This window comes from Gemmatimonadaceae bacterium (assembly GCA_037721215.1).
In the GTDB taxonomy this organism is placed as follows: domain Bacteria; phylum Gemmatimonadota; class Gemmatimonadetes; order Gemmatimonadales; family Gemmatimonadaceae; genus UBA4720.
Genome location: JBBJNV010000010.1, coordinates 68,185 through 85,790, shown reverse-complemented (window position 1 = coordinate 85,790; position 17,606 = coordinate 68,185). Strand labels below are relative to the sequence as shown.

The 17,606-nt window shown below is 60.4% G+C and carries 20 protein-coding genes; 13 read left to right on the top strand and 7 right to left on the bottom strand.

Annotated features, from left to right (window positions below):
* The first annotated feature begins 96 nt into the window (after positions 1 to 96).
* On the top strand, positions 97 to 1,968 hold the full coding sequence (locus WKF55_07020) for a serine/threonine-protein kinase (GenBank protein ID MEJ7759329.1): 1,872 nt from the start codon (positions 97 to 99) through the stop codon (positions 1,966 to 1,968).
* 69 nt (positions 1,969 to 2,037) lie between these two features.
* Here the strand turns inward: WKF55_07020 and WKF55_07015 are convergent, their stop codons facing one another.
* Positions 2,038 to 3,405 (bottom strand): M28 family peptidase, encoded by a 1,368-nt coding sequence (locus WKF55_07015; protein MEJ7759328.1) that lies wholly within the window; start codon positions 3,403 to 3,405, stop codon positions 2,038 to 2,040.
* Positions 3,406 to 3,538: 133 nt separating this feature from the next.
* On the opposite strand from WKF55_07015, the gene WKF55_07010 reads away from it, so the two are divergent.
* The 4 genes from WKF55_07010 (at position 3,539) to WKF55_06995 (ending at position 6,301) form a co-directional block, all read left to right on the top strand.
* The gene (locus tag WKF55_07010; GenBank protein ID MEJ7759327.1) at positions 3,539 to 4,054 is read left to right on the top strand and encodes a GNAT family N-acetyltransferase; all 516 of its coding nucleotides are present in this window, start codon (positions 3,539 to 3,541) and stop codon (positions 4,052 to 4,054) included.
* Positions 4,047 to 4,607: a thioredoxin family protein gene (locus tag WKF55_07005; protein ID MEJ7759326.1), complete on the top strand. Its 561-nt coding sequence runs from the start codon at positions 4,047 to 4,049 to the stop codon at positions 4,605 to 4,607. The genes WKF55_07010 and WKF55_07005 overlap by 8 nt, the downstream gene beginning before the upstream one ends.
* On the top strand, positions 4,588 to 5,154 hold the full coding sequence (locus tag WKF55_07000; GenBank protein ID MEJ7759325.1) for a DinB family protein: 567 nt from the start codon (positions 4,588 to 4,590) through the stop codon (positions 5,152 to 5,154). The genes WKF55_07005 and WKF55_07000 overlap by 20 nt, the downstream gene beginning before the upstream one ends.
* A 124-nt stretch (positions 5,155 to 5,278) precedes the next feature.
* On the top strand, positions 5,279 to 6,301 hold the full coding sequence (locus WKF55_06995; GenBank protein ID MEJ7759324.1) for a cysteine hydrolase: 1,023 nt from the start codon (positions 5,279 to 5,281) through the stop codon (positions 6,299 to 6,301).
* An 18-nt stretch (positions 6,302 to 6,319) separates the two neighbouring features.
* Here the strand turns inward: WKF55_06995 and WKF55_06990 are convergent, their stop codons facing one another.
* Positions 6,320 to 7,054 (bottom strand): hypothetical protein, encoded by a 735-nt coding sequence (locus WKF55_06990; protein ID MEJ7759323.1) that lies wholly within the window; start codon positions 7,052 to 7,054, stop codon positions 6,320 to 6,322.
* A 268-nt stretch (positions 7,055 to 7,322) separates the two neighbouring features.
* Between WKF55_06990 and WKF55_06985 the strand changes: the two genes are divergently transcribed.
* Positions 7,323 to 8,297 (top strand): acyl-ACP desaturase, encoded by a 975-nt coding sequence (locus WKF55_06985; protein ID MEJ7759322.1) that lies wholly within the window; start codon positions 7,323 to 7,325, stop codon positions 8,295 to 8,297.
* Positions 8,298 to 8,327: 30 nt separating this feature from the next.
* Here the strand turns inward: WKF55_06985 and WKF55_06980 are convergent, their stop codons facing one another.
* From WKF55_06980 to WKF55_06965, 4 genes are all read right to left on the bottom strand, one after another.
* Positions 8,328 to 8,921 carry an HD domain-containing protein gene (locus tag WKF55_06980; protein MEJ7759321.1) on the bottom strand — a complete coding sequence of 198 codons (594 nt, stop codon included), beginning with the start codon at positions 8,919 to 8,921 and terminating at the stop codon, positions 8,328 to 8,330.
* Positions 8,914 to 9,228, bottom strand: a complete 315-nt coding sequence (locus WKF55_06975; GenBank protein MEJ7759320.1) for a hypothetical protein — start codon at positions 9,226 to 9,228, stop codon at positions 8,914 to 8,916. The genes WKF55_06980 and WKF55_06975 overlap by 8 nt, the downstream gene beginning before the upstream one ends.
* A 74-nt stretch (positions 9,229 to 9,302) precedes the next feature.
* Positions 9,303 to 9,830 (bottom strand): metal-dependent hydrolase, encoded by a 528-nt coding sequence (locus WKF55_06970; GenBank protein ID MEJ7759319.1) that lies wholly within the window; start codon positions 9,828 to 9,830, stop codon positions 9,303 to 9,305.
* 57 nt (positions 9,831 to 9,887) lie between these two features.
* The gene (locus tag WKF55_06965; GenBank protein MEJ7759318.1) at positions 9,888 to 10,136 is read right to left on the bottom strand and encodes a hypothetical protein; all 249 of its coding nucleotides are present in this window, start codon (positions 10,134 to 10,136) and stop codon (positions 9,888 to 9,890) included.
* Positions 10,137 to 10,171: 35 nt separating this feature from the next.
* Between WKF55_06965 and WKF55_06960 the strand changes: the two genes are divergently transcribed.
* Positions 10,172 to 11,365 carry a threonine synthase gene (locus WKF55_06960; GenBank protein ID MEJ7759317.1) on the top strand — a complete coding sequence of 398 codons (1,194 nt, stop codon included), beginning with the start codon at positions 10,172 to 10,174 and terminating at the stop codon, positions 11,363 to 11,365.
* A 136-nt stretch (positions 11,366 to 11,501) separates the two neighbouring features.
* Here the strand turns inward: WKF55_06960 and WKF55_06955 are convergent, their stop codons facing one another.
* Positions 11,502 to 12,008, bottom strand: coding sequence for a hypothetical protein (locus tag WKF55_06955; protein ID MEJ7759316.1), 507 nt, complete (start codon positions 12,006 to 12,008; stop codon positions 11,502 to 11,504).
* A 118-nt stretch (positions 12,009 to 12,126) separates the two neighbouring features.
* On the opposite strand from WKF55_06955, the gene WKF55_06950 reads away from it, so the two are divergent.
* From WKF55_06950 to WKF55_06925, 6 genes are all read left to right on the top strand, one after another.
* Entirely contained in the window at positions 12,127 to 13,881 is a 1,755-nt protein-coding gene (locus WKF55_06950; GenBank protein MEJ7759315.1) for an amidase, read from the top strand.
* Positions 13,878 to 14,465, top strand: coding sequence for a GNAT family protein (locus WKF55_06945; GenBank protein ID MEJ7759314.1), 588 nt, complete (start codon positions 13,878 to 13,880; stop codon positions 14,463 to 14,465). Before WKF55_06950 ends, WKF55_06945 begins: the two co-directional genes overlap by 4 nt.
* A gap of 69 nt (positions 14,466 to 14,534) precedes the next feature.
* A complete protein-coding gene (locus WKF55_06940; GenBank protein MEJ7759313.1) occupies positions 14,535 to 14,912 on the top strand; it encodes a LysM peptidoglycan-binding domain-containing protein in 378 nt (125 codons plus the stop codon).
* 22 nt (positions 14,913 to 14,934) lie between these two features.
* Positions 14,935 to 15,426, top strand: a complete 492-nt coding sequence (locus WKF55_06935) for a hypothetical protein (protein MEJ7759312.1) — start codon at positions 14,935 to 14,937, stop codon at positions 15,424 to 15,426.
* A 311-nt stretch (positions 15,427 to 15,737) separates the two neighbouring features.
* Entirely contained in the window at positions 15,738 to 17,120 is a 1,383-nt protein-coding gene (locus WKF55_06930) for a S8 family peptidase (GenBank protein ID MEJ7759311.1), read from the top strand.
* A 106-nt stretch (positions 17,121 to 17,226) separates the two neighbouring features.
* Positions 17,227 to 17,604, top strand: coding sequence for a cupin domain-containing protein (locus WKF55_06925; GenBank protein MEJ7759310.1), 378 nt, complete (start codon positions 17,227 to 17,229; stop codon positions 17,602 to 17,604).
* Positions 17,605 to 17,606 lie beyond the last annotated feature (2 nt).

Sequence of the window (17,606 nt, the reverse complement as noted above, 5' to 3'; positions counted from 1 at the left end):
CAACCACAGGTACGGCGATGTTCCGAGTAGACTCGCCGCCTCGGCCGTTCGGCACCGATGGACATCGAAGTCCTTACATGACATGAGGCCCTCATCGTGACGCAAGGCGATAGGCCCGCTGGTGAGGGCGCAGAGACTCTTTACGATCTTCCCGCGAGATATCGGGTGGAGCGTGAGCTTGGACGCGGCGGAGTGGCCACTGTGTACCTGTGCACAGATGGCCGCGACGGCGGCCTTGTGGCGGCAAAGGTGCTTCGATCCGAATACGCTAACGCGGTCGCTGCCGAGAGATTTTTGCGCGAAGTGGAATTCATTGCGAACTTCGACCACCCGTTCATTCCAAAGGTGATCGACAGCGGAGTGGCGGGTGGTCTGCCGTTTTATGTGATGACGTACGTGGAGGGTGAGTCAGTCAGGTTGCTGATCGATCGCCACGGGCAGCTTCCCGTCAACGAAGCAGTTCGAGTTGCGCGGGAAGTGATGAAGCCGATGGGGTACGCCCACAATCGCGGCGTCATCCATCGCGATATAAAGCCTCACAACATCATCGTTTCACCCTCCGGGGTTTTCATTCTCGATTTCGGCATCGCCCGGGCGCTCGTCGGCGCGGGTGGCGAGCGGCTCACTCGCACGGGGCTTACTGTCGGAACCCCCGCCTACATGAGTCCCGAGCAGGCGCTCGGACGGCGCGAGCTGGATCAGCGCAGCGATATCTTCTCGCTCGGTTGCGTCGTGTATGAGATGCTAGCCGGATTCCCTCCGTTCGCGGCCGCCACTCGCGAGGCTTTGCTTGCGCTTCGTTTCGCCGAGGCTCCACAGTCGTTGCGAGACCTTAGGGACAATGTGCCGGCGGAACTCGAGCGCGTGGTCGGCCGGGCGATGGCGCAGGCACCGGAGGATCGCTGGCTGGGCACGGCGGATTTCAGCGAGGCGCTGCGGGAGGCGATTGTGGTTATGCCTGTGTCTCTGCCGCCGTCGACGGAAGCCATGCCCCTGAGTACGAACAAGGACTTAGCGCCAAATGAAATGCTGGAGTCGCTCAAGGTGGCCTTTGAGGGCGTCTACAAAGTGGAGAAGGAAATGAAGAGTGGCGGCATGAGCCGGCTCTTCGTTGCCACCGACATCGAGCTGCACCGGCGGGTGGTGATCAAAATCCTTCCTCCGGAACTGACGAGCCCGATGATGCTGGCCCGATTCAGGCGCGAGAGCAAAGTCACAGCTCTGCTTCATCATCCTCACATTCTTCCAATTATATCTGCTGGTGTGCGCGGTGGTCTCGCGTACTACATCATGCCATTCTTCGAGGGAGAGTCCCTGCGTGCACGGCTCCGCCGCGAGGGCCGGTTATCGATCGAGGATGGGGTGCGTCTTCTCTGCGAGATAACTGACGCGCTTTCGTGCGCGCACGAGCAGGGCATCGTTCATCGAGACATCAAGCCGGAGAATATTCTGATTCTTGGCGGGCACGCTGTTCTTGCGGATTTCGGAATTGCGTCGGCGCTGACCGGTGTGGGAAATGAAACGGGAGAACGCATTACCGGCACGGGAATGTCTCTTGGTACGGTGGGGTACATGCCCCCGGAACAGGCTCTCGGGGAAAAAAACGTGGATGGGCGCGCGGACATCTATTCCGTGGGCGTGGTGGGGTTCGAGATTTTTGCTGGACGTCCGCCGTTTTCCGGCGAGACCGATCACGCAATCCTTGTAGCTCATCTGACCCGTGATCCGGAGCCACTCGAACATTTCCGCGCAGATACTCCGCTAGCCGTGAGGCTGGCGATCAGGAAGTCGATGCAGAAGGACCCTGCTTCGAGATTTCAGAGCGCGTCGGAATTTCTTGAAGCGATTGGCGGATCTTCCACCCCGCGGGCTCCTGTCGCGGAGGTATCGGCATCAGTGCCGGCGGCCCGCCCATCGTTGAAGTCGAGGCTGCGCAACTTTCTCAAGGCTCTCGGTGTGCAAGATTAGCCGCAACGCCGGTTCGACTTTCGCAAAGCTGCCAGATTCGCGGGGCTGGCGGCGACTGTGTTAGCGATCCTATCGCGTTACATAAGTCGGTGGGGGCACCACCACCGCAATCGAGCGGTGCCCGTTTGCTCCAACTGAACGTACGCCCGCCCAGTAATCATCGAGCTGGAACGGGAGCAGATATGAGGTCACGTTGCCAACCGGTATCACCTGGTCGTGCGTGGCCGATGAAGTGCGCCTCACGAGAATCTCGTAGCTCGCTGCACCAGCCACCGGTTTCCACGCGAGGAGCCATTTCTGACCACCCGAAGCCTGATCGCGGCGGGCAGTGACGCTGTCCGGCACCGATGGCGCGCTGGCCAGGCCACCGACCACCGCCGCGTTCAGCCGTGCAACATTTGCAACGTACCCGAAGTTGACGTCCTTCAGCAGATCTGTCGCGAGGTGTTGCCGCTTGTAATTCTCGAGCCGTTCGGTAAATCGAAGACCGGCATCGCGAAGAGTGACGAATGGCGAATGGTCACCTCCACGGCCTACGCGGTCGAGCCGGAACACTGGAAACACGGCAAAGGCGGGGTTGTACAACGTCCCGACCGCCCAGGCATAGCGCGCCAACTCGCGGCTCGGCCCATTGTCCGGGTCGGCACCAAAGATTCGCACGCTCGTCGAATCGACCTGGCCATCGTCCGCGACGACGTTGCCGACGATGTCGTCGGTCATAGCGGCCACGACCCTGTAGTTGGAGGCGTGCAGGCTGCGCGCGAGATGGGTGGAGCCAAGCAGGCCAAGCTCTTCACCCGAGTAGAGGGCAAAAATTATCGTGGCGTCGAGTCCGCGAGGGAACGCGCGGGAGAACACGCGTGCCAGCTCGACCACCGCTGCAGTGCCCGATCCGTCGTCGTCTGCGCCCGGTGCGTCGGAGGTGAAATCGAACCGGTCGACGTTGCAGATGCACGAATCGTAGTGTCCACCGATCACCACCACCCTGCTCGTGTCGCGTCCAGGCAGCCATGCGAGCACGTTTACAATGTCGACTTTCGGTTTCTGCGGGTGCCGTGTGACTTCGACCATCTCATCGTTGTACTCGACGCGCAGGCACCCGCCGCATTCAGCGCTGTAGCCGCTGAGCCGCTGATGCAGAAAACGGCGGGCAGCGCCAATGCCTCGCGTCGCGCTGAGAGTGTCCGCCATGGTGTGGCGCGTGCCGAATGAAACGAGTATCGAGTCAGTGTCGCGAATGCGCGCGGGCGAGATCTGCGCAATCAGCTGGACGAGTGCAGGATCGCGATGAAGGCCAATCGTTACGTCGCCGCCGGTCGTGATCACTGGAGAGCTGCTCCGTGCGGCGACGGGAACACCGGTGGACGCGGTACAGGCCGTGGCGCCAAGCATCAGGGCGAGGGCTGCGATTCGCAGCAGTGAGATGGGTTCTGGCATGCTGGGACCGTTGGAGAAAATACTGAAATCGAACAGGAAAAACGGCGCTGCGGAGGAACAGAAGTATAGCTTTTTAGTTGCGGGTCGAACGCATATAGGAGCCAAACAGCTATGCTTCTGAGATCTCGCATCTGTGTACTTCTTCGTTGATCTTCCCACGATCATGCATCATCAGACAGCCCCCGCGGGCACGATCAGTTTCTGGCAGCATTCCACCTTTGCCGCCCTCAGTCCCGCTGATCTCTATTCCGCCATGGAGCTGAGGCAGCGTGTGTTCGTTGTCGAGCAGAACTGTCCCTATATGGACGCCGACGGAAGCGACCTTGCAGCCGTCCACCTGCTGGGCTGGCGCGCGACCGATGGCGATACAAAGCTCATCGCGTACGCGCGGCTGTTCCCGCCAGGCGCAAAGTACCCCGAGGCTTCGATTGGCAGAGTGGTGACTCACCCTGATGTCCGCCGTTCAGGCGCCGGTCTGGAGTTGATGACCGAGGCGATCCAGCGGATCGAAACGAACGGATGGGGAAGCGCGATCAGGATCGCCGCGCAGATGTATCTTGAATCATTCTACTCGCGTTTCGGCTTCAGACGAGTGACTCAACCCTACACCGAAGACAATATCTGGCACGTGGACATGCTCCGTGGATGACGCCATGCGCTTGATCCGGCAGAGCTTTGAGGCGGGCGAGACTTTTGCCGGTTTGCTGAGACGGATGAAGGACGGCGACAATCTGTTGGAGGCGCTCTATAAAAAGGCGAGCCTGAGCAGCGAAAGCTCGCATCGCGCGTCGTTGTTGCGTGGGCAGTGGAATTTGCTCGTGCTGCACGAGGACTGGTGTGGTGATTCCGTCAACGTCTTGCCTCATCTCGCCCGGCTCAAGGAAGCGTCATCCGGGATCGACCTGCGGATTATCGGGCGCGATGCGAACCCGGACATCATGAACGCCCACCTCACCAATGGGTCGAGGTCCATCCCGGTGGTTATCGTCCTCGACAGCGACTTTGTCGAACGAGGCTGGTGGGGTCCGCGGCCTGGAAGCCTTCAGGTCTGGGCGACATCCGAGGGTCTCGCGCTCCCCAAGGCCGAGCGGTATCGTCAAATGAGAACGTGGTATGCACGCGATCGCGGAGCGACCATCGTCGAGGAAATTCTGGCTATCATCGAGCAGGGGGAGGGTGCTGATGCGAAAGCGGCTTTGTGAAGTGCTGGCTGTCATGGATACGAATAGAAACGCGCTGATGGCGACAGTCGACGGCGCGAGCGATGCCTTCGCATCCGTTCGTCCGAGCAGCGACGCATGGTCCGTAGCTGAAAATGTCACGCACCTGGCGATGGTGGAAAGAGAGATTGCGCGCCTGATGGCCAGCTCGGTGCGCTGGGCCCGCGACAACGGCGTTGCCGCGGAAATTTCGGATGATTCTGTGCTTGGCTGCCTGGATGCGTTCTCGATCGCCAACCCGACCCGCGCGATGAAGGCCCCTGCAGTGGTTGACGTGAGCGGGGAGGCAGACCTGAAGGAAGCGGTCAAATCGCTCGAGAACTCGCGCCTGGCGCTGCGCCAGGCACTCGCCGAAGGTGATGGACTCGACCTTGCTTCTGTCACGCGACCTCACCCCCTCCTCGGCGATCTGACACTTTACCAGTGGGCGCTGTTGGTCGCCCAGCATGAGGAGCGACACCGCAAGCAGATCGAGCGGACCCTGCGCGACGTGATAGAGCGGGCCGCAGAGTGTGCGCCTGTCCCCTGACGCGGCGCCTGCTCTTCGATCACGCACTTTTCGTCTGGGTGATTCACGCGTTGACGTGGCGGGCATGCGGCTTGCTAGGTTTTCACCGGTTGGAGCAGGCATCCCGCAGCCGGAGAATACATTCATGAGGGATCTCGGACAGGACGCCGACCGCGGAGCCGCGGATGGCGCAACATATCTGGCCAAGGGAGAGACGGGAGCCACGTTCCCGCCGGATCGAACGGCGCTCCTCGTAATCGATCCCGTGAACGACTTCCTATCCGAAGGCGGAGCCGCCTGGGACCTGACGAAGAACACGGTCCGGCTGCACGATGTGGTGGAGAACCTCGAGCGTGCGATTCAAGGCGCGCGGCGAAACGGCATTCCGGTCCTGTTCGGGCCGATGGCCTACACCGAGGAAGACTACGCGGACCACTCGCTCCACCGCCGAACGGGCATCAACCGGATACAATTCGAGAGGAAGATGTTCCTGGCCGGGAGCTGGGGGGCAGATTTCCACCCTCGCCTTCAGCCGGGGCCGGAAGACGTCATCCTCCTGCCGCACAAGGGCACCGATGTCTTCCGCACTGATCTGCCTGACCACTTGCGCCGCCTCGGCATCACGCATCTGGTGATCGCCGGGATGACGGCCAACCTCTGCGTTGAGAGCACTGGCCGCCACGCGGCGGAGGATGGTTACGACGTGACGTTTCTCTCGGACGCAATTGGGTCAGAGAGCGTACCATCGTACGAGGCGGCGGTGCTCGTGAACTTCCCGTTGATCGGGAACGCTGTTATGCACGTGGACGAATTTCTGCAGGCGGTGGGACCCCCCTCCGGGCGAGCTCTCGCAGATGTCGGCGACACTGTGCGCGGCTCTGATCACCTCGAGATTGGCGAGGTGAAGGATGTTGTCGATGCGACGGAGGGCAACGAAGCGTACATGCTCGTGCCGCGCGGAATAATCTTTGAAACTGATACTTACATACCACTCGATGCGGTAACGAAACGCGCCGGCAACGTCGTGTTCATCAACGTCCCCCGCCTCGTCGTGGGGAAGATGCCCTGGGACCGGCCACCGGCGACGGCGGAGCGCCGACAGATGCACGGGCCTCCCGCGAGTGCAGTTGAGAAGAACCGATCGAATCCTCCGACAAGCAGCGGCTAGGTCGTTCTCTGCGCCTGGTCAGGTCTTTCGGTCAGTTGGTTCGCGTGCGTCTCCCGTGATGGCGTCCTTCATCTTTCCCGCCGCTTGCTTCATTATCGGCGCGACGCCCATTCCATCGTCGGGATCGTGCGTACCTCCCTGGGGAACCTGGAACAGCAGACGCTCCGCATAGGGCGCGGGACGTCCCATCGTGTAACCGGCGACGTTCTCGGCGTAAACCTTCCGGGCCTCCTCTACCGTGCGCTTGCCGAGGACTATCTCATGCATGAGGTTGAGCGTTATCATGTTCGCGGCTTCGGAGTCGCATCTCGCTCCTGCTTCGCCTGCGGTTCGGTCAATCAGACAGCTTCCATCGTAACGTGTGATATCACTGGCCATTTCGACCGGAACCTTGTAGTCGATCCACTGGGTGATGTAATCGGTATGGGGCGCGGGGAAGTCATGGACCAGCACGTCACTCGTCACAAGGATCCGCTTCCACGGTCCCTTGCGATACCAGAAAAGCTTCGTCGGAGTCGCCTCGTTCGGCGCCCCGTACTGTTCGAGCATCTGACGCGCGCCCTTCTGCGGTGCCGCAGGCCAGCTCTCGATGATCGCCTCGGCTTGGCTCAGGGAAACCGACTGACTGCTCCCGCCCTCAGTTTCATGCTCGCCCCGCGCCTTCTGCTGCATTGCGCTCTTCATCGCACCGGCAAGTGTCGAAACTCTCTCGCTCGTCGGAAGGTCCTCGGGGCCGCGCTTCAGTTCGTCCATGTTGTCTCCTTTTATCATCAGTGCCTTCGCACATGCAATCGTTGAACCAGCCAGCGATGTCTTTGCGCTGTTCCATTTTGACGCGGACGTGCGGGTGCCAGGGCGATCGCCATTGCCCTGCGGTGCGCAACTCTCGCTGATAGCCTCCTCCTCCCATTTCCTCCGGGGTGCGAATAATGCAAATTGCCTGTGATCGAACCGTCCCTTTAGTCCCCGCCGTTCAGGCGGCGGCTGTTTTTACCCTTGACGAACAATCCGGACTTCCGACGTGACCGTGAACACTGCTGACGCTGAGATGCTCTCGAAAATCGAAGTTCTCGCCGACCTGGAGGATGTGGTCGCGGAGCTCATGGTTGCGCACGAGGCAAAGCGCGTGCTCTGGTTTCCGAGCGAGATTCTCGATCCGCCTGCCGACGAGGATCCGGATCGTCACCTGAAAGATCTGCAGAAGCGCGCAGAGGGAATCAGCGCTCCGGCCAGGGTCGCACTCGCACTGAACCTGCTCACCGAGGAGGGGCTCCCGCACTTTCACCGTATCCTCGCCGTTTACCTCGGCGACGACAGCCACTGGCAGACGTGGACCAACCTCTGGACCGCTGAGGAAGACCGGCATGGCGTGATTCTGCACGACTATACCAGGGACGCGCGTGTGTTCGACCGCGTGGTGATCGAGAAGATGCAGTTCGATTACATGCGTGCCGGATTTGCGCCGGACTGGGACCGCGACCCTTATCGAGTCTTCGTATATACGTCCCTGCAGGAGCGTGCAACTCAGATGTCACACGCAAATACCGGCAAGCTCGCATCGGAGTTCGAGCCGATGATCGGCAATGTCCTCGCCAACGTTGCAAAGGAAGAGGCACGTCACTTCGCGTTCTACAGATCGGTGTTCAAGGAAGTGCTCGACCGGGATCCGAATCAAGCGCTTGAATCAGCGGCGAAGATCATGCCCGCGATCGACATGCCGGGCGTGAACATGCCCCACTTTCGCGAGTTGGCGGATGTTGTCCGCCGGGCGGGTATCTATGGGCCTCGTGACTACCTGAAGATTGTCGAAGAGCAGATCAAGTACTGGGCAATCGACAAGATCGGCGGGCTCAATGACGCTGGGCGGAAGGCGCAGGAAAAGATCATGCAGATTCCGGCGCGCATCGAGCGGATCGCCGGCGTGATGGAAGCCAAGTCAAAGCGGAAGACGTTTTCGTTCGACGTGGCGTTCAACCGGGAGTTTGTGATGGACTAGCAGGCGCGTAAGTGGCACCCTGCTCGCCAGTTACGCCCCGGCCAGTCCCAGCGACGGGGCGACCCCCTGCATCGCTGCGATGACGAACGCGATGTGCTCGTCGAGGTCGACGCGCAGATCCGCTGCTCCATTGACGACGTCGTCGCGATTCACCCCGCGCGCGAAAGCTTTGTCTTTCATTTTTTTCCGAACGGACTTTGCTTCGACCTCGAGAACGCTCTTCGAGGGACGCACAAGGGCTGTTGCCGTGACCAATCCGGTAAGCTCGTCCACTGCAAACAATGTCTTCGCCATTTGCGTCTCGCGCGCCACGCCGGAGTACGTCGCGTGGCCGAGTATCGCCTGCACGATCTCTTCCGGATAGCCGTGCGAGCGGAGTACGCGCGCACCTTCGGCGGGATGCTCCTCCGTGGGCGAGTGCGAGTTGTTTGGAAATCTCTCGTAATCGAAGTCGTGCATCAGTCCAGCGAGGCCCCACGTGTCGGCGTCCTCGCCGAACTTCCCAGCGTACGCCCTCATCGCGGCCTCCACCGAAAGCATGTGCTTCCTCAGCGAATCGCTGGTCGTGTACTCCTGCATGAGCGCGAGTGCCTCATCGCGCGTGGGGAGCGTCGCTTCAGTCAACGGATTCCTCCGCCTCTTCGCCGTGCTCCACAATGTTGCCGTCCTGAAACAGGATGCCTTTGAGAATCTCGCGGAAATCCTGCTTCTGACGGAGCACGAACTCGAGGTCCATTCCAAAGTGCTTGAATTCTTCCTTCTGCGCGTTCTGCATGATGGCCCGTGCCTCGGCGTTCTTCTCAACGGAAATGCGCTGCTCGTACCAGTTGATGGCCTCGGTTTCCTCAATGACTGAGGTCAGCATCCGCGCGAGGGTGCGGGTTTCGTCAGATAATTCTTCGGGTGGCTCGTGGTACTGTTCAGTAGGCATGTCAGTCGCGATGGTTTGATGGTTATGAAAGATCGGATGGCAGCAAGCGATAACGGGTAACGGACAACGGTCTTCTAACACTTCCTCAGTGGCGGCGAAAGCGTGAAAGCAATCACCGCGCCGAGCTGGAACAATATGAGGACCACAGGCATGAGTCTCACCGCGAGTGTTGAACGCCGGGCCGCGGAAAAGCTGCGACGGTAGATCAGCCATCCGCCGATGATAATCGCTGTTTCGACGACGAAATCGAGGACGGGACAGGAGTAAAGACCGAGTCCGACCATCGGGCCGCCCGGCCAGGTGGGCTTGATGCCGGTCACATAGTCGCCGACCAGGTGCGAGAGGACGACGGTGGCAAGGATGGCAAGGGCGGCTACATCGCGCGAGGCCACGTAATAGAGCACCGAAACCACACTTGCGAGAGCTGCGATTGCCAGCCAGGAATGGGAATACACACCCGGCGTCGACGTCCGGAATCCGGCGAGGCAGAGTCCCGCATCGGCCCAGTCCGGCAGCTGAGCGGCGAACACCAGCAGCCAGAGCGGTACCGAATCCCGCAGTCCTTTTGCCGCAAGCGCGAATCCGATATGTCCCGCGTACATGCTACTGTTGACGCATGCTGTTTCGCACCCGGCTGCTGCCGAAGGATCTCATCGCGGTTACCGGCGCGCCGCGCGATCGAGCGCGACGGCGACAGCAGCAACCGCGACCGTGGCGAGGATCAGCCGTACCGAACCGACAATTGGAAAGCGCGCCGCGATGTCGTCCGAGAATATGACCCCGGTCAACTGACCGAACCGCCATCCGTCACCAAAAGCAAAGTCAGAGACGACGCGCGCCACAAGTAGAAGCACCACCACCAGCAGCGCTGGTATGATGACGCGCGAGGCCTTCGCGGGATGCGGCATTACGGCGTCGCTGTCGTCAGGCTGGGCAACCGGTCATGCGTTCGCTTAACTTAGCCCCGGCGATGAACAACGTCACCCATCTGGAATGCGCAGCGTGCAGCGTTCAGTACCCACCCGCGCAGCTTCACAACCTCTGCACAGCGTGCGGTAAGCCACTGCTGGTGCGCTACGATCTCTCTCGTGCCGCTCGAACACTGACCGCCAGTGCACTTTCCGGGCGTCGCCCCGACATGTGGCGGTATCGGGAAGTAATGCCGGTCGACAAAGACGAAAGCATCATTTCCCTCGGCGAAGGTTTCACGCCGCTGCTTCACGCCGAACGCCTGGGAAAGTCGCTGGGAATGCCGCACCTCTTCATAAAGGACGAATCCCTGAATCCCACCGGGAGCTTCAAGGCCCGCGGGATGTCTGCCGCCGTGTCTATGGCAAAGGCACTTGGAGTTAAGGCGGTTGCCGCACCGTCGGCGGGCAATGCCGCCGGCGCGCTTGCCGCCTACGCAGCCAGGGCAGGCCTGCCGGCCTACCTCTTCATGCCACGCGACACGCCGCGTGCAAACGTCGTCGAATGCGCGCAGCTCGGCGCACATGTGACCCTGATCGACGGGCTGATCACCGATTGTGGTGCAGAAGTGGCACGGCGAAAGGACGCCGAGGGTTGGTTCGATGTCTCGACGCTGAAGGAGCCTTATCGCGTAGAGGGGAAGAAGACGCTGGGGTACGAACTGGCCGAGCAAATGGGATGGACGCTGCCCGATGCAATTGTGTACCCGACCGGGGGCGGAACCGGCCTCATCGGGATGTGGAAGGCGTTCGACGAGATGGAACAGATGGCGTTGATCGGCAGCGCGAGGCCGCGGATGGTCACCGTTCAGGCAGCGGGATGCGCGCCCATCGTACGGGCATTCGCAAAGGGGGGGCGGTTCGCGGAGATGTTTCCCGATGCCGCAACCGTTGCGTCAGGCCTGAGAGTTCCGAAAGCCATTGGGGACTTCATGATCCTCGATGCAATTCGTGCATCCGGCGGCACCGCGCTCGCCGTCACCGACGCTGAGCTAATGGCAGCCGTCAAGGAAATTGGCGCGCTTGAAGGAGTGTTCGCGGCGCCCGAAGGTGGTGCATGCCTCCCAGCGCTGAAACAACTGATTGCCGCCGGCGATGTAGCCCTGGATGAGCGTGTCGTTCTTTTCAATACGGGAGCCGGCGTCAAATACATCGAGGCGTTCCAGTAAGCATTGGCTGACTTTGGTGGCGCGCTCCTGGAATTTACGCAGGTGCGCGCTGTGGCTCCCCTAACTCCCAGCCCTCCGTTCTCGGTGGTCCCGGTGGTCTCGGTGTCCAGAACGCCCCACTCCCCGCATCCCCGGTTTACTTCGTCGTCCGATGCTCCGCAATCTGGAATGCGATGAACGAATGAATGGCCCGCAACGCCTCAGGATCACTCGTGCGAATGCGTATGGCACCCCCACTCGGCAAGTCTTCAATCATGTAGTCGATCTTTCCGGATTTCTCCGCCATCATCTCCGCACCCGGCACAGCCTGCGCGTGAATGAATCCCGGAATGGTGAAATTCCCGCGCTTGAAGGCCTTGGATATCTGCAGGAGATGCAGCCGGATCTGGCTGATGCCGAAATCGTCATGCGCCTGACGTTCCAGAACGATGTCGCCCCCTTCCGGCAGCGCTTCGAACTGGTGGGCCATTGCCATTGGGTCCATCCCGACAATGTCTCCGTGCCGGTGATCCATGGCCTGGAAGACGCTGTCAGGATTGTCCGACACCGCCGACACTGGCGAAGGCAGACCCTGGGATCGAGTCGAAGCGTCGCAGGCTGACAGGACCACCAGTGCGACCAGAAGAATTGCAGGTTTGCGCATGTTTACCCAGCCTGATGAAGGTCGTGGAGAGTAGTGCCATTCAAAAAACGCGCCCGATGCGTTTCGCGTAACTTCCCCGGAATTCCGCTTAGTTACCAATTAACAGGTTAATCACCAAATGGATACCACCCGCGAGTACGACCGGCGTTCCTTCATGACCTATTTCGCCGGTATCGGCCTTGGAGGCACGCTTCTCCCCGGGGTTTTGTGGGCGGCGGTCGCCAACGGAGCGGAAATCACCAACGCCTCGATTGCTGCCGCCGAGGAAATGGCGGGGCTCAAGTTTGATGACGCCGAGCGGACAATGATGCTCGAGGGACTCAAGCAGCAGCACTCACGCATCGAGACGCTGCACAAGGCTCAGATCGCGAATTCCACCTCCCCGGCACTCATATTCAATCCGGTTCCGGCGGGAATGCGGGTTCCGCGCGACGCGAAGCGGCCGATGGTGCGTGCACGCGTCTCACCCCGGGCTGTTCCCGGTAATCTCGATGAGCTTGCTTTTCTGCCGGTGACCGAGCTGTCGGAGATGATGCGGCTGCGCCGGATCACGGCAACCCAACTGACCCGTATGTATATCGCGCGGATCAGGAAATACGATCCGGCACTCAAGTGCGTCGTGACGCTGATGGAGGAGCGAGCGATGGCGCAGGCGCGAACTGCAGACGCTGAGATGTCGCGCGGAAAATACCGCGGGCCGTTACATGGGATCCCATGGGGTGCAAAGGATCTCCTTGCTGTGCGCGGGCACAAGACGACATGGGGCGCTGGCCCTTACAGGAACCAGGTTATCGATGACGACGCGACGGTCGTCGAGCGCCTCGATGGCGCAGGGGCAATTCTCGTCGCCAAGCTGACCCTTGGGGAATTGGCGCAGGGCGATGTGTGGTTTGGCGGGACGACGAAAAATCCATGGAAGCTCGATCAGGGCTCGAGTGGCTCGTCGGCGGGCCCCGCGTCGGCCACTGCTGCCGGACTGGTGGGATTCGCCATAGGAAGCGAAACGCTTGGCTCGATTTCCTCGCCGTCGACGCGTTGCGGCACTACCGGGCTGCGCCCGACGTTTGGCCGCGTTCCGAAGTCCGGAGCGATGGCACTCTCCTGGAGTATGGACAAACTCGGGCCGATCTGCAGGAGCGTGGAGGACTGTGCGCTGGTGTTTGATGCCATCCACGGTCCCGACGGCAAGGATCTGAGCGCTATTCCGGCGTCGTTCAACTGGGATGCCGCGCTCGATCCGTCGCGTCTGCGGATTGGGTACGTCAAAAGTGCGTTCGATCTTCCCATACTCGACCCGAAGGATGAAAAACGTACGCTTCATGGCAGCAAAAAGTTCGACGACGCTGCGCTCGGAGTGCTGCGGTCAATGCGCATATCGCTGATTCCCGTCGAGCTGCCGGACCTTCCCTATGATTCAATGCGCATCATCCTCACGGCGGAGGCAGCCGCGGCGTTCGATGATCTCACGCGCTCGAACCGGGACAGTGAGCTCGTCCAGCAAGGTCGAAACGACTGGGCAAACACATTTCGGACAGCGCGGTTCATACCAGCCGTTGACTACATAAACGCGAACCGGCTCCGCAGCACCGCTATCGCCGCGTGGCATGAGCTGATGAAAAAAGTGGATGTCATCGTGACCCCCACCAGTGCGGCCAATCTGTCACAGCTCGTGGCGACCAATCTCACTGGCCATCCGGCGGTAATTCTTCCGCATGGGTTCCGGGACGACGGAACGCCGGTATCACTGACATTTCTGGGCGGCCTGTTTCAGGAAGCGAAGCTCATGGCAGTGGCGCATGCCTACCAGTCGGCAACAGGTTTTCATCGACTGCATCCGACGACGACAATGAATGCGATGCCCAAGCCGGCGTGATTGTCCAGCCAGTCGCGCTCGACGGTGATCGAATCCGGCTCGAGCCGTTGTCGCTGGCCCATCTCGACGCCCTGAGCGAAGCCGGCGCTCATGATGACCTCTGGAGGCTGACACGCACCCGAGCGGAAACCCGGGAGGGAATGGCCGAGTACATCGAGTCGGCGCTGCGTGAGCAGCGCCAGGGTACGGCACTTCCGTTCGTTACCATCGACAAGCCGTCTGGAAGAGTCGCAGGCAGCACGCGCTTCGGCAACATCGACGCGGCGAACCGCCGGGCCGAGATCGGATGGACGTGGATCACCCCGGCGTTGCAGCGCACGTATGTCAATTCCGAAGCGAAGTACTTCATGCTTCGGCATGCCTTCGAAGTATGGGATTGCGTGCGTGTGGAGCTCAAGACCGATGTTCTCAACACCCAGTCCCGCGCGGCGATACTCCGGATTGGCGCGACTGAAGAGGGCATTCTTCGTAAACATATGCTTGCTCAGGAGGGCCGGTTCAGGGACAGCGTCTACTACAGCATCCTTGATACGGAGTGGCCGGCAGTGCGCGACTTGCTACGATCATTCCTCACTCCCACATGACTGGTACGCAACGTGCTTGTCATGGCATAAGCCGGGCATGAATGCCCGGACTCACACTACGGGGGAGCGATGGGAATCTTCGATAACAAGCCAGGCGGGATATTCGGTGACAATCCCGACGGCGGCATTCTCAATCGGAAGAAAAAGGACGATGACGCTGATTTTTCCGACGTCGGATCGGACACGAGTTCGACGGCAGGGGGCGGGGAACGCACGGCAGACTTCTCTGACGTCTCGAGTGGCAGCTCTTCCGAAACGCCCGAGTATGGCATGGGTGGGGGGGGTCAGTCCTACACCGTCAAGAGTGGAGACTCGCTAAGCGAGATCGCTAAGCATTTCTACGGCGACGGCAGCAAGTGGAATCGCATTTTTGAAGCAAACCGTGACAAGATCGACAACCCCGATCTCATCCACCCGGGCCAGCAGTTCACGATTCCGGACGCCTGACAAATCAATTCCAGGAGAAATCATGTATCGATTCACCCATGGCGCGGCGCACCGCGCGCTTTTGATAGCCCTGATCGTTCCGCTGGCCGCTGCGTGTAACAAGAAGGGTGACTCCGATGGAGCCTATACGGAGCCGGCCGCGACGGCTGAACCGGCTGGTGGCGTTGCAACGGCGGGTACGGGGGCCTTGCGTGTGAACGACATCGAGATTGGCAAAGGTCTGAACTCTGACATGACGCTGAAGGACCAGACCGGAGACTTCAAGGTTCGCGACACTATCTACGCGGTCGTCGAGACCGACGGGGCGTCGACCGGCGCCAAGCTCGACGCAAAGTGGACTTACAAGGACGGGCAACCTGTGAGCCAGTCGACGCAGACCATATCGCCCTCGGGCGGCGAAACGCGGCACGAGTTCCACATGCAGAAATCAAGCGCATGGCCGAAGGGCGACTACAAGGTCGAAGTGATGCTCGACGGACAGTCCGCCGGCACCAAGGATTTCAGCATCAAGTAACTGCTACGCGGCCTTATTTCGACCCGCCTCTCGTAACGGCAGACCACTGGTTTTTCCATCGGAACACATGTCTTGCGAAGGGCTCCTGGGCCGATTATTGTACAGTCACGGTTAAACGGACCGATCGGCCGGCATGGTTTTGCCGGCCGATCGTCGCTTGACCCTCCGGCACGACGATTCAACAACGCAAGCCCTTAGCGGTCGCACTGTGTGCGGCCGATAACATAAACGCGTTTCAAAACGCGCTGTCCCTGTCTGTGCTTTAGTCTGGCAGATATGGTCGCTTTGCCACCCTGATCGGAGAATCGTCGATGAACAAAAAGTTTGCCTTCGCTGTTGCCACCTTTGGTGCGCTCGCAGCGTGCAGTGACGCGCCAGCACCCACCGGTCCGGCATTGAATGCCCCCGATGCGCCGAGCCTCTCCGCTGGAGAGGGATCCGATTTTGTACCGGGCGAGGTGATTGTCAAGTTCCGCGAGGGTACCTCTGCCGAGGGCCGTGCGGCGGCGCTGGGACGGGCAAATGGGCAGGCTGGCGAGCGGATTCTTACTGCCATGATGCGGCGTTCTGGCGACAGCGAGGGATTGACGATCGTGCACACATCGGCGGCAGTTCCAGCCGCGATCGCCGCACTGCGCGGCTCGGAAGATGTTGAATACGCCGAGCCAAACTACATCTACCAGCATAACGCGACCTCGAATGACAGCTATTACACCAACGGGTCGCTCTGGGGGATGTACGGCGATGCCACGGCGCCCGCGAATCAGTGGGGAAGTCAGGCTGGCGAGGCATGGGCGGCCGGAAAGACCAACTGTAGTGCTGTCTACGTGGGAATCATCGACGAAGGCTATATGTACAATCACGTAGACCTTGCGGCCAACGCGGGGACAAATCCTGGCGAGATCGCGGGCAATGGCGCGGATGACGACGGAAACGGCTACGTGGATGACGTGTACGGCTGGGACTTTGACGGTAGCAACAGCTCCATATTCGATGGTTCAGGCGACGATCATGGCACGCACGTCGCAGGCACGATCGGCGGTGTGGGTGGCAACGGTTCAGGCGTTGCCGGCGTTTGCTGGAGCGTCAAGCTCATGAATGCAAAATTCCTCGGCCGCAACGGCGGGACCACCGCGAACGCCGTCAAGGCGGTTGACTACTTCACAGATCTTAAGACGCGTCACGGTCTCAATCTCGTGGCCACCAGCAATTCCTGGGGCGGCGGCGGGTTCTCTCAGGCACTGGGGGATGCGATCGGTCGCGCCAATGCTGCAGGTATCCTGTTCATTGCGGCTCCCGGTAACAGCACATACAATTGCGAGACGACCGCGTGCTATCCCGCTTCGTACTCAAACGCGAACGTGATCTCCGTGGCCTCGATCACAAATACCGGAGCAATCAGCTCGTTCTCGAATTTCGGCGTGACGACGATCGATATCGGCGCCCCGGGAAGCGGCATCTGGTCTACTGTTCCCGTAAGCTCCAAAGGCAAGGTTGTTTCCGGCTATTCGAGCTATAGCGGAACTTCGATGGCAACTCCGCGTGTCAGTGGGGCCGCGGCGCTGTATGCCGCATACCATCCAGGGTCATCGGCTGCGACGATCAAGGCTGCGATCCTCAACAGCGCCGTGCCAACCGCGTCACTCGCGGGCAAGACTGTGACTGGTGGTCGCCTCAACGTCAGCGGGTTCTGACGGCCTCCTGAGAAATCTGGACGTTTCTTTCGACGGGCTCCCGCAAGGGAGCCCGTCGTCATTTGGGCAATCGATATATGCTTGCTGACCCCGCGATGGAGATAATGTGGAGAAACTGAATTCAGGCGTTACGCACTACAGATGGGAGGCGATGCCGAGAGAGCGAGTCACCGATCTCCTGGACCGCCGTCTCATTACCGGCGACAGCATGATGCTGGCGCACGTCTATCTGAAGAAGGGGTGCATCGTTCCAAAGCACTCCCACATGAACGAGCAGCTCACATACATCCTCGAAGGGGTACTCCGGTTCTGCCTCGGCGAAGATCAGATGGAGGAGGTCGTCGTCAGTGCGGGTGAAGTACTCCACATCCCGTCGCACGTGCCGCATATGGCAGAGGCGCTTGAAGACACTCTGGATGTCGACATCTTCAGCCCGCCGAGGGAAGACTGGCTTAACAAGACAGACGACTACCTGCGGAAATAAAC

Coding starts and splice junctions, on each gene's coding strand:
- WKF55_06955 (MEJ7759316.1), bottom strand. CDS start 12,008: ATGCGCAAACCTGCAATTCTTCTGGTCGCACTGGTGGTCCTGTCAGCC.
- WKF55_06990 (MEJ7759323.1), bottom strand. CDS start 7,054: ATGGACGAACTGAAGCGCGGCCCCGAGGACCTTCCGACGAGCGAGAGA.
- WKF55_06970 (MEJ7759319.1), bottom strand. CDS start 9,830: ATGTACGCGGGACATATCGGATTCGCGCTTGCGGCAAAAGGACTGCGG.
- WKF55_07000 (MEJ7759325.1), top strand. CDS start 4,588: ATGCGAAAGCGGCTTTGTGAAGTGCTGGCTGTCATGGATACGAATAGA.
- WKF55_06940 (MEJ7759313.1), top strand. CDS start 14,535: ATGGGAATCTTCGATAACAAGCCAGGCGGGATATTCGGTGACAATCCC.
- WKF55_06965 (MEJ7759318.1), bottom strand. CDS start 10,136: ATGCCGCATCCCGCGAAGGCCTCGCGCGTCATCATACCAGCGCTGCTG.
- WKF55_06975 (MEJ7759320.1), bottom strand. CDS start 9,228: ATGCCTACTGAACAGTACCACGAGCCACCCGAAGAATTATCTGACGAA.
- WKF55_07015 (MEJ7759328.1), bottom strand. CDS start 3,405: ATGCCAGAACCCATCTCACTGCTGCGAATCGCAGCCCTCGCCCTGATG.
- WKF55_06960 (MEJ7759317.1), top strand. CDS start 10,172: ATGCGTTCGCTTAACTTAGCCCCGGCGATGAACAACGTCACCCATCTG.
- WKF55_06930 (MEJ7759311.1), top strand. CDS start 15,738: ATGAACAAAAAGTTTGCCTTCGCTGTTGCCACCTTTGGTGCGCTCGCA.
- WKF55_06995 (MEJ7759324.1), top strand. CDS start 5,279: ATGAGGGATCTCGGACAGGACGCCGACCGCGGAGCCGCGGATGGCGCA.
- WKF55_06935 (MEJ7759312.1), top strand. CDS start 14,935: ATGTATCGATTCACCCATGGCGCGGCGCACCGCGCGCTTTTGATAGCC.
- WKF55_06950 (MEJ7759315.1), top strand. CDS start 12,127: ATGGATACCACCCGCGAGTACGACCGGCGTTCCTTCATGACCTATTTC.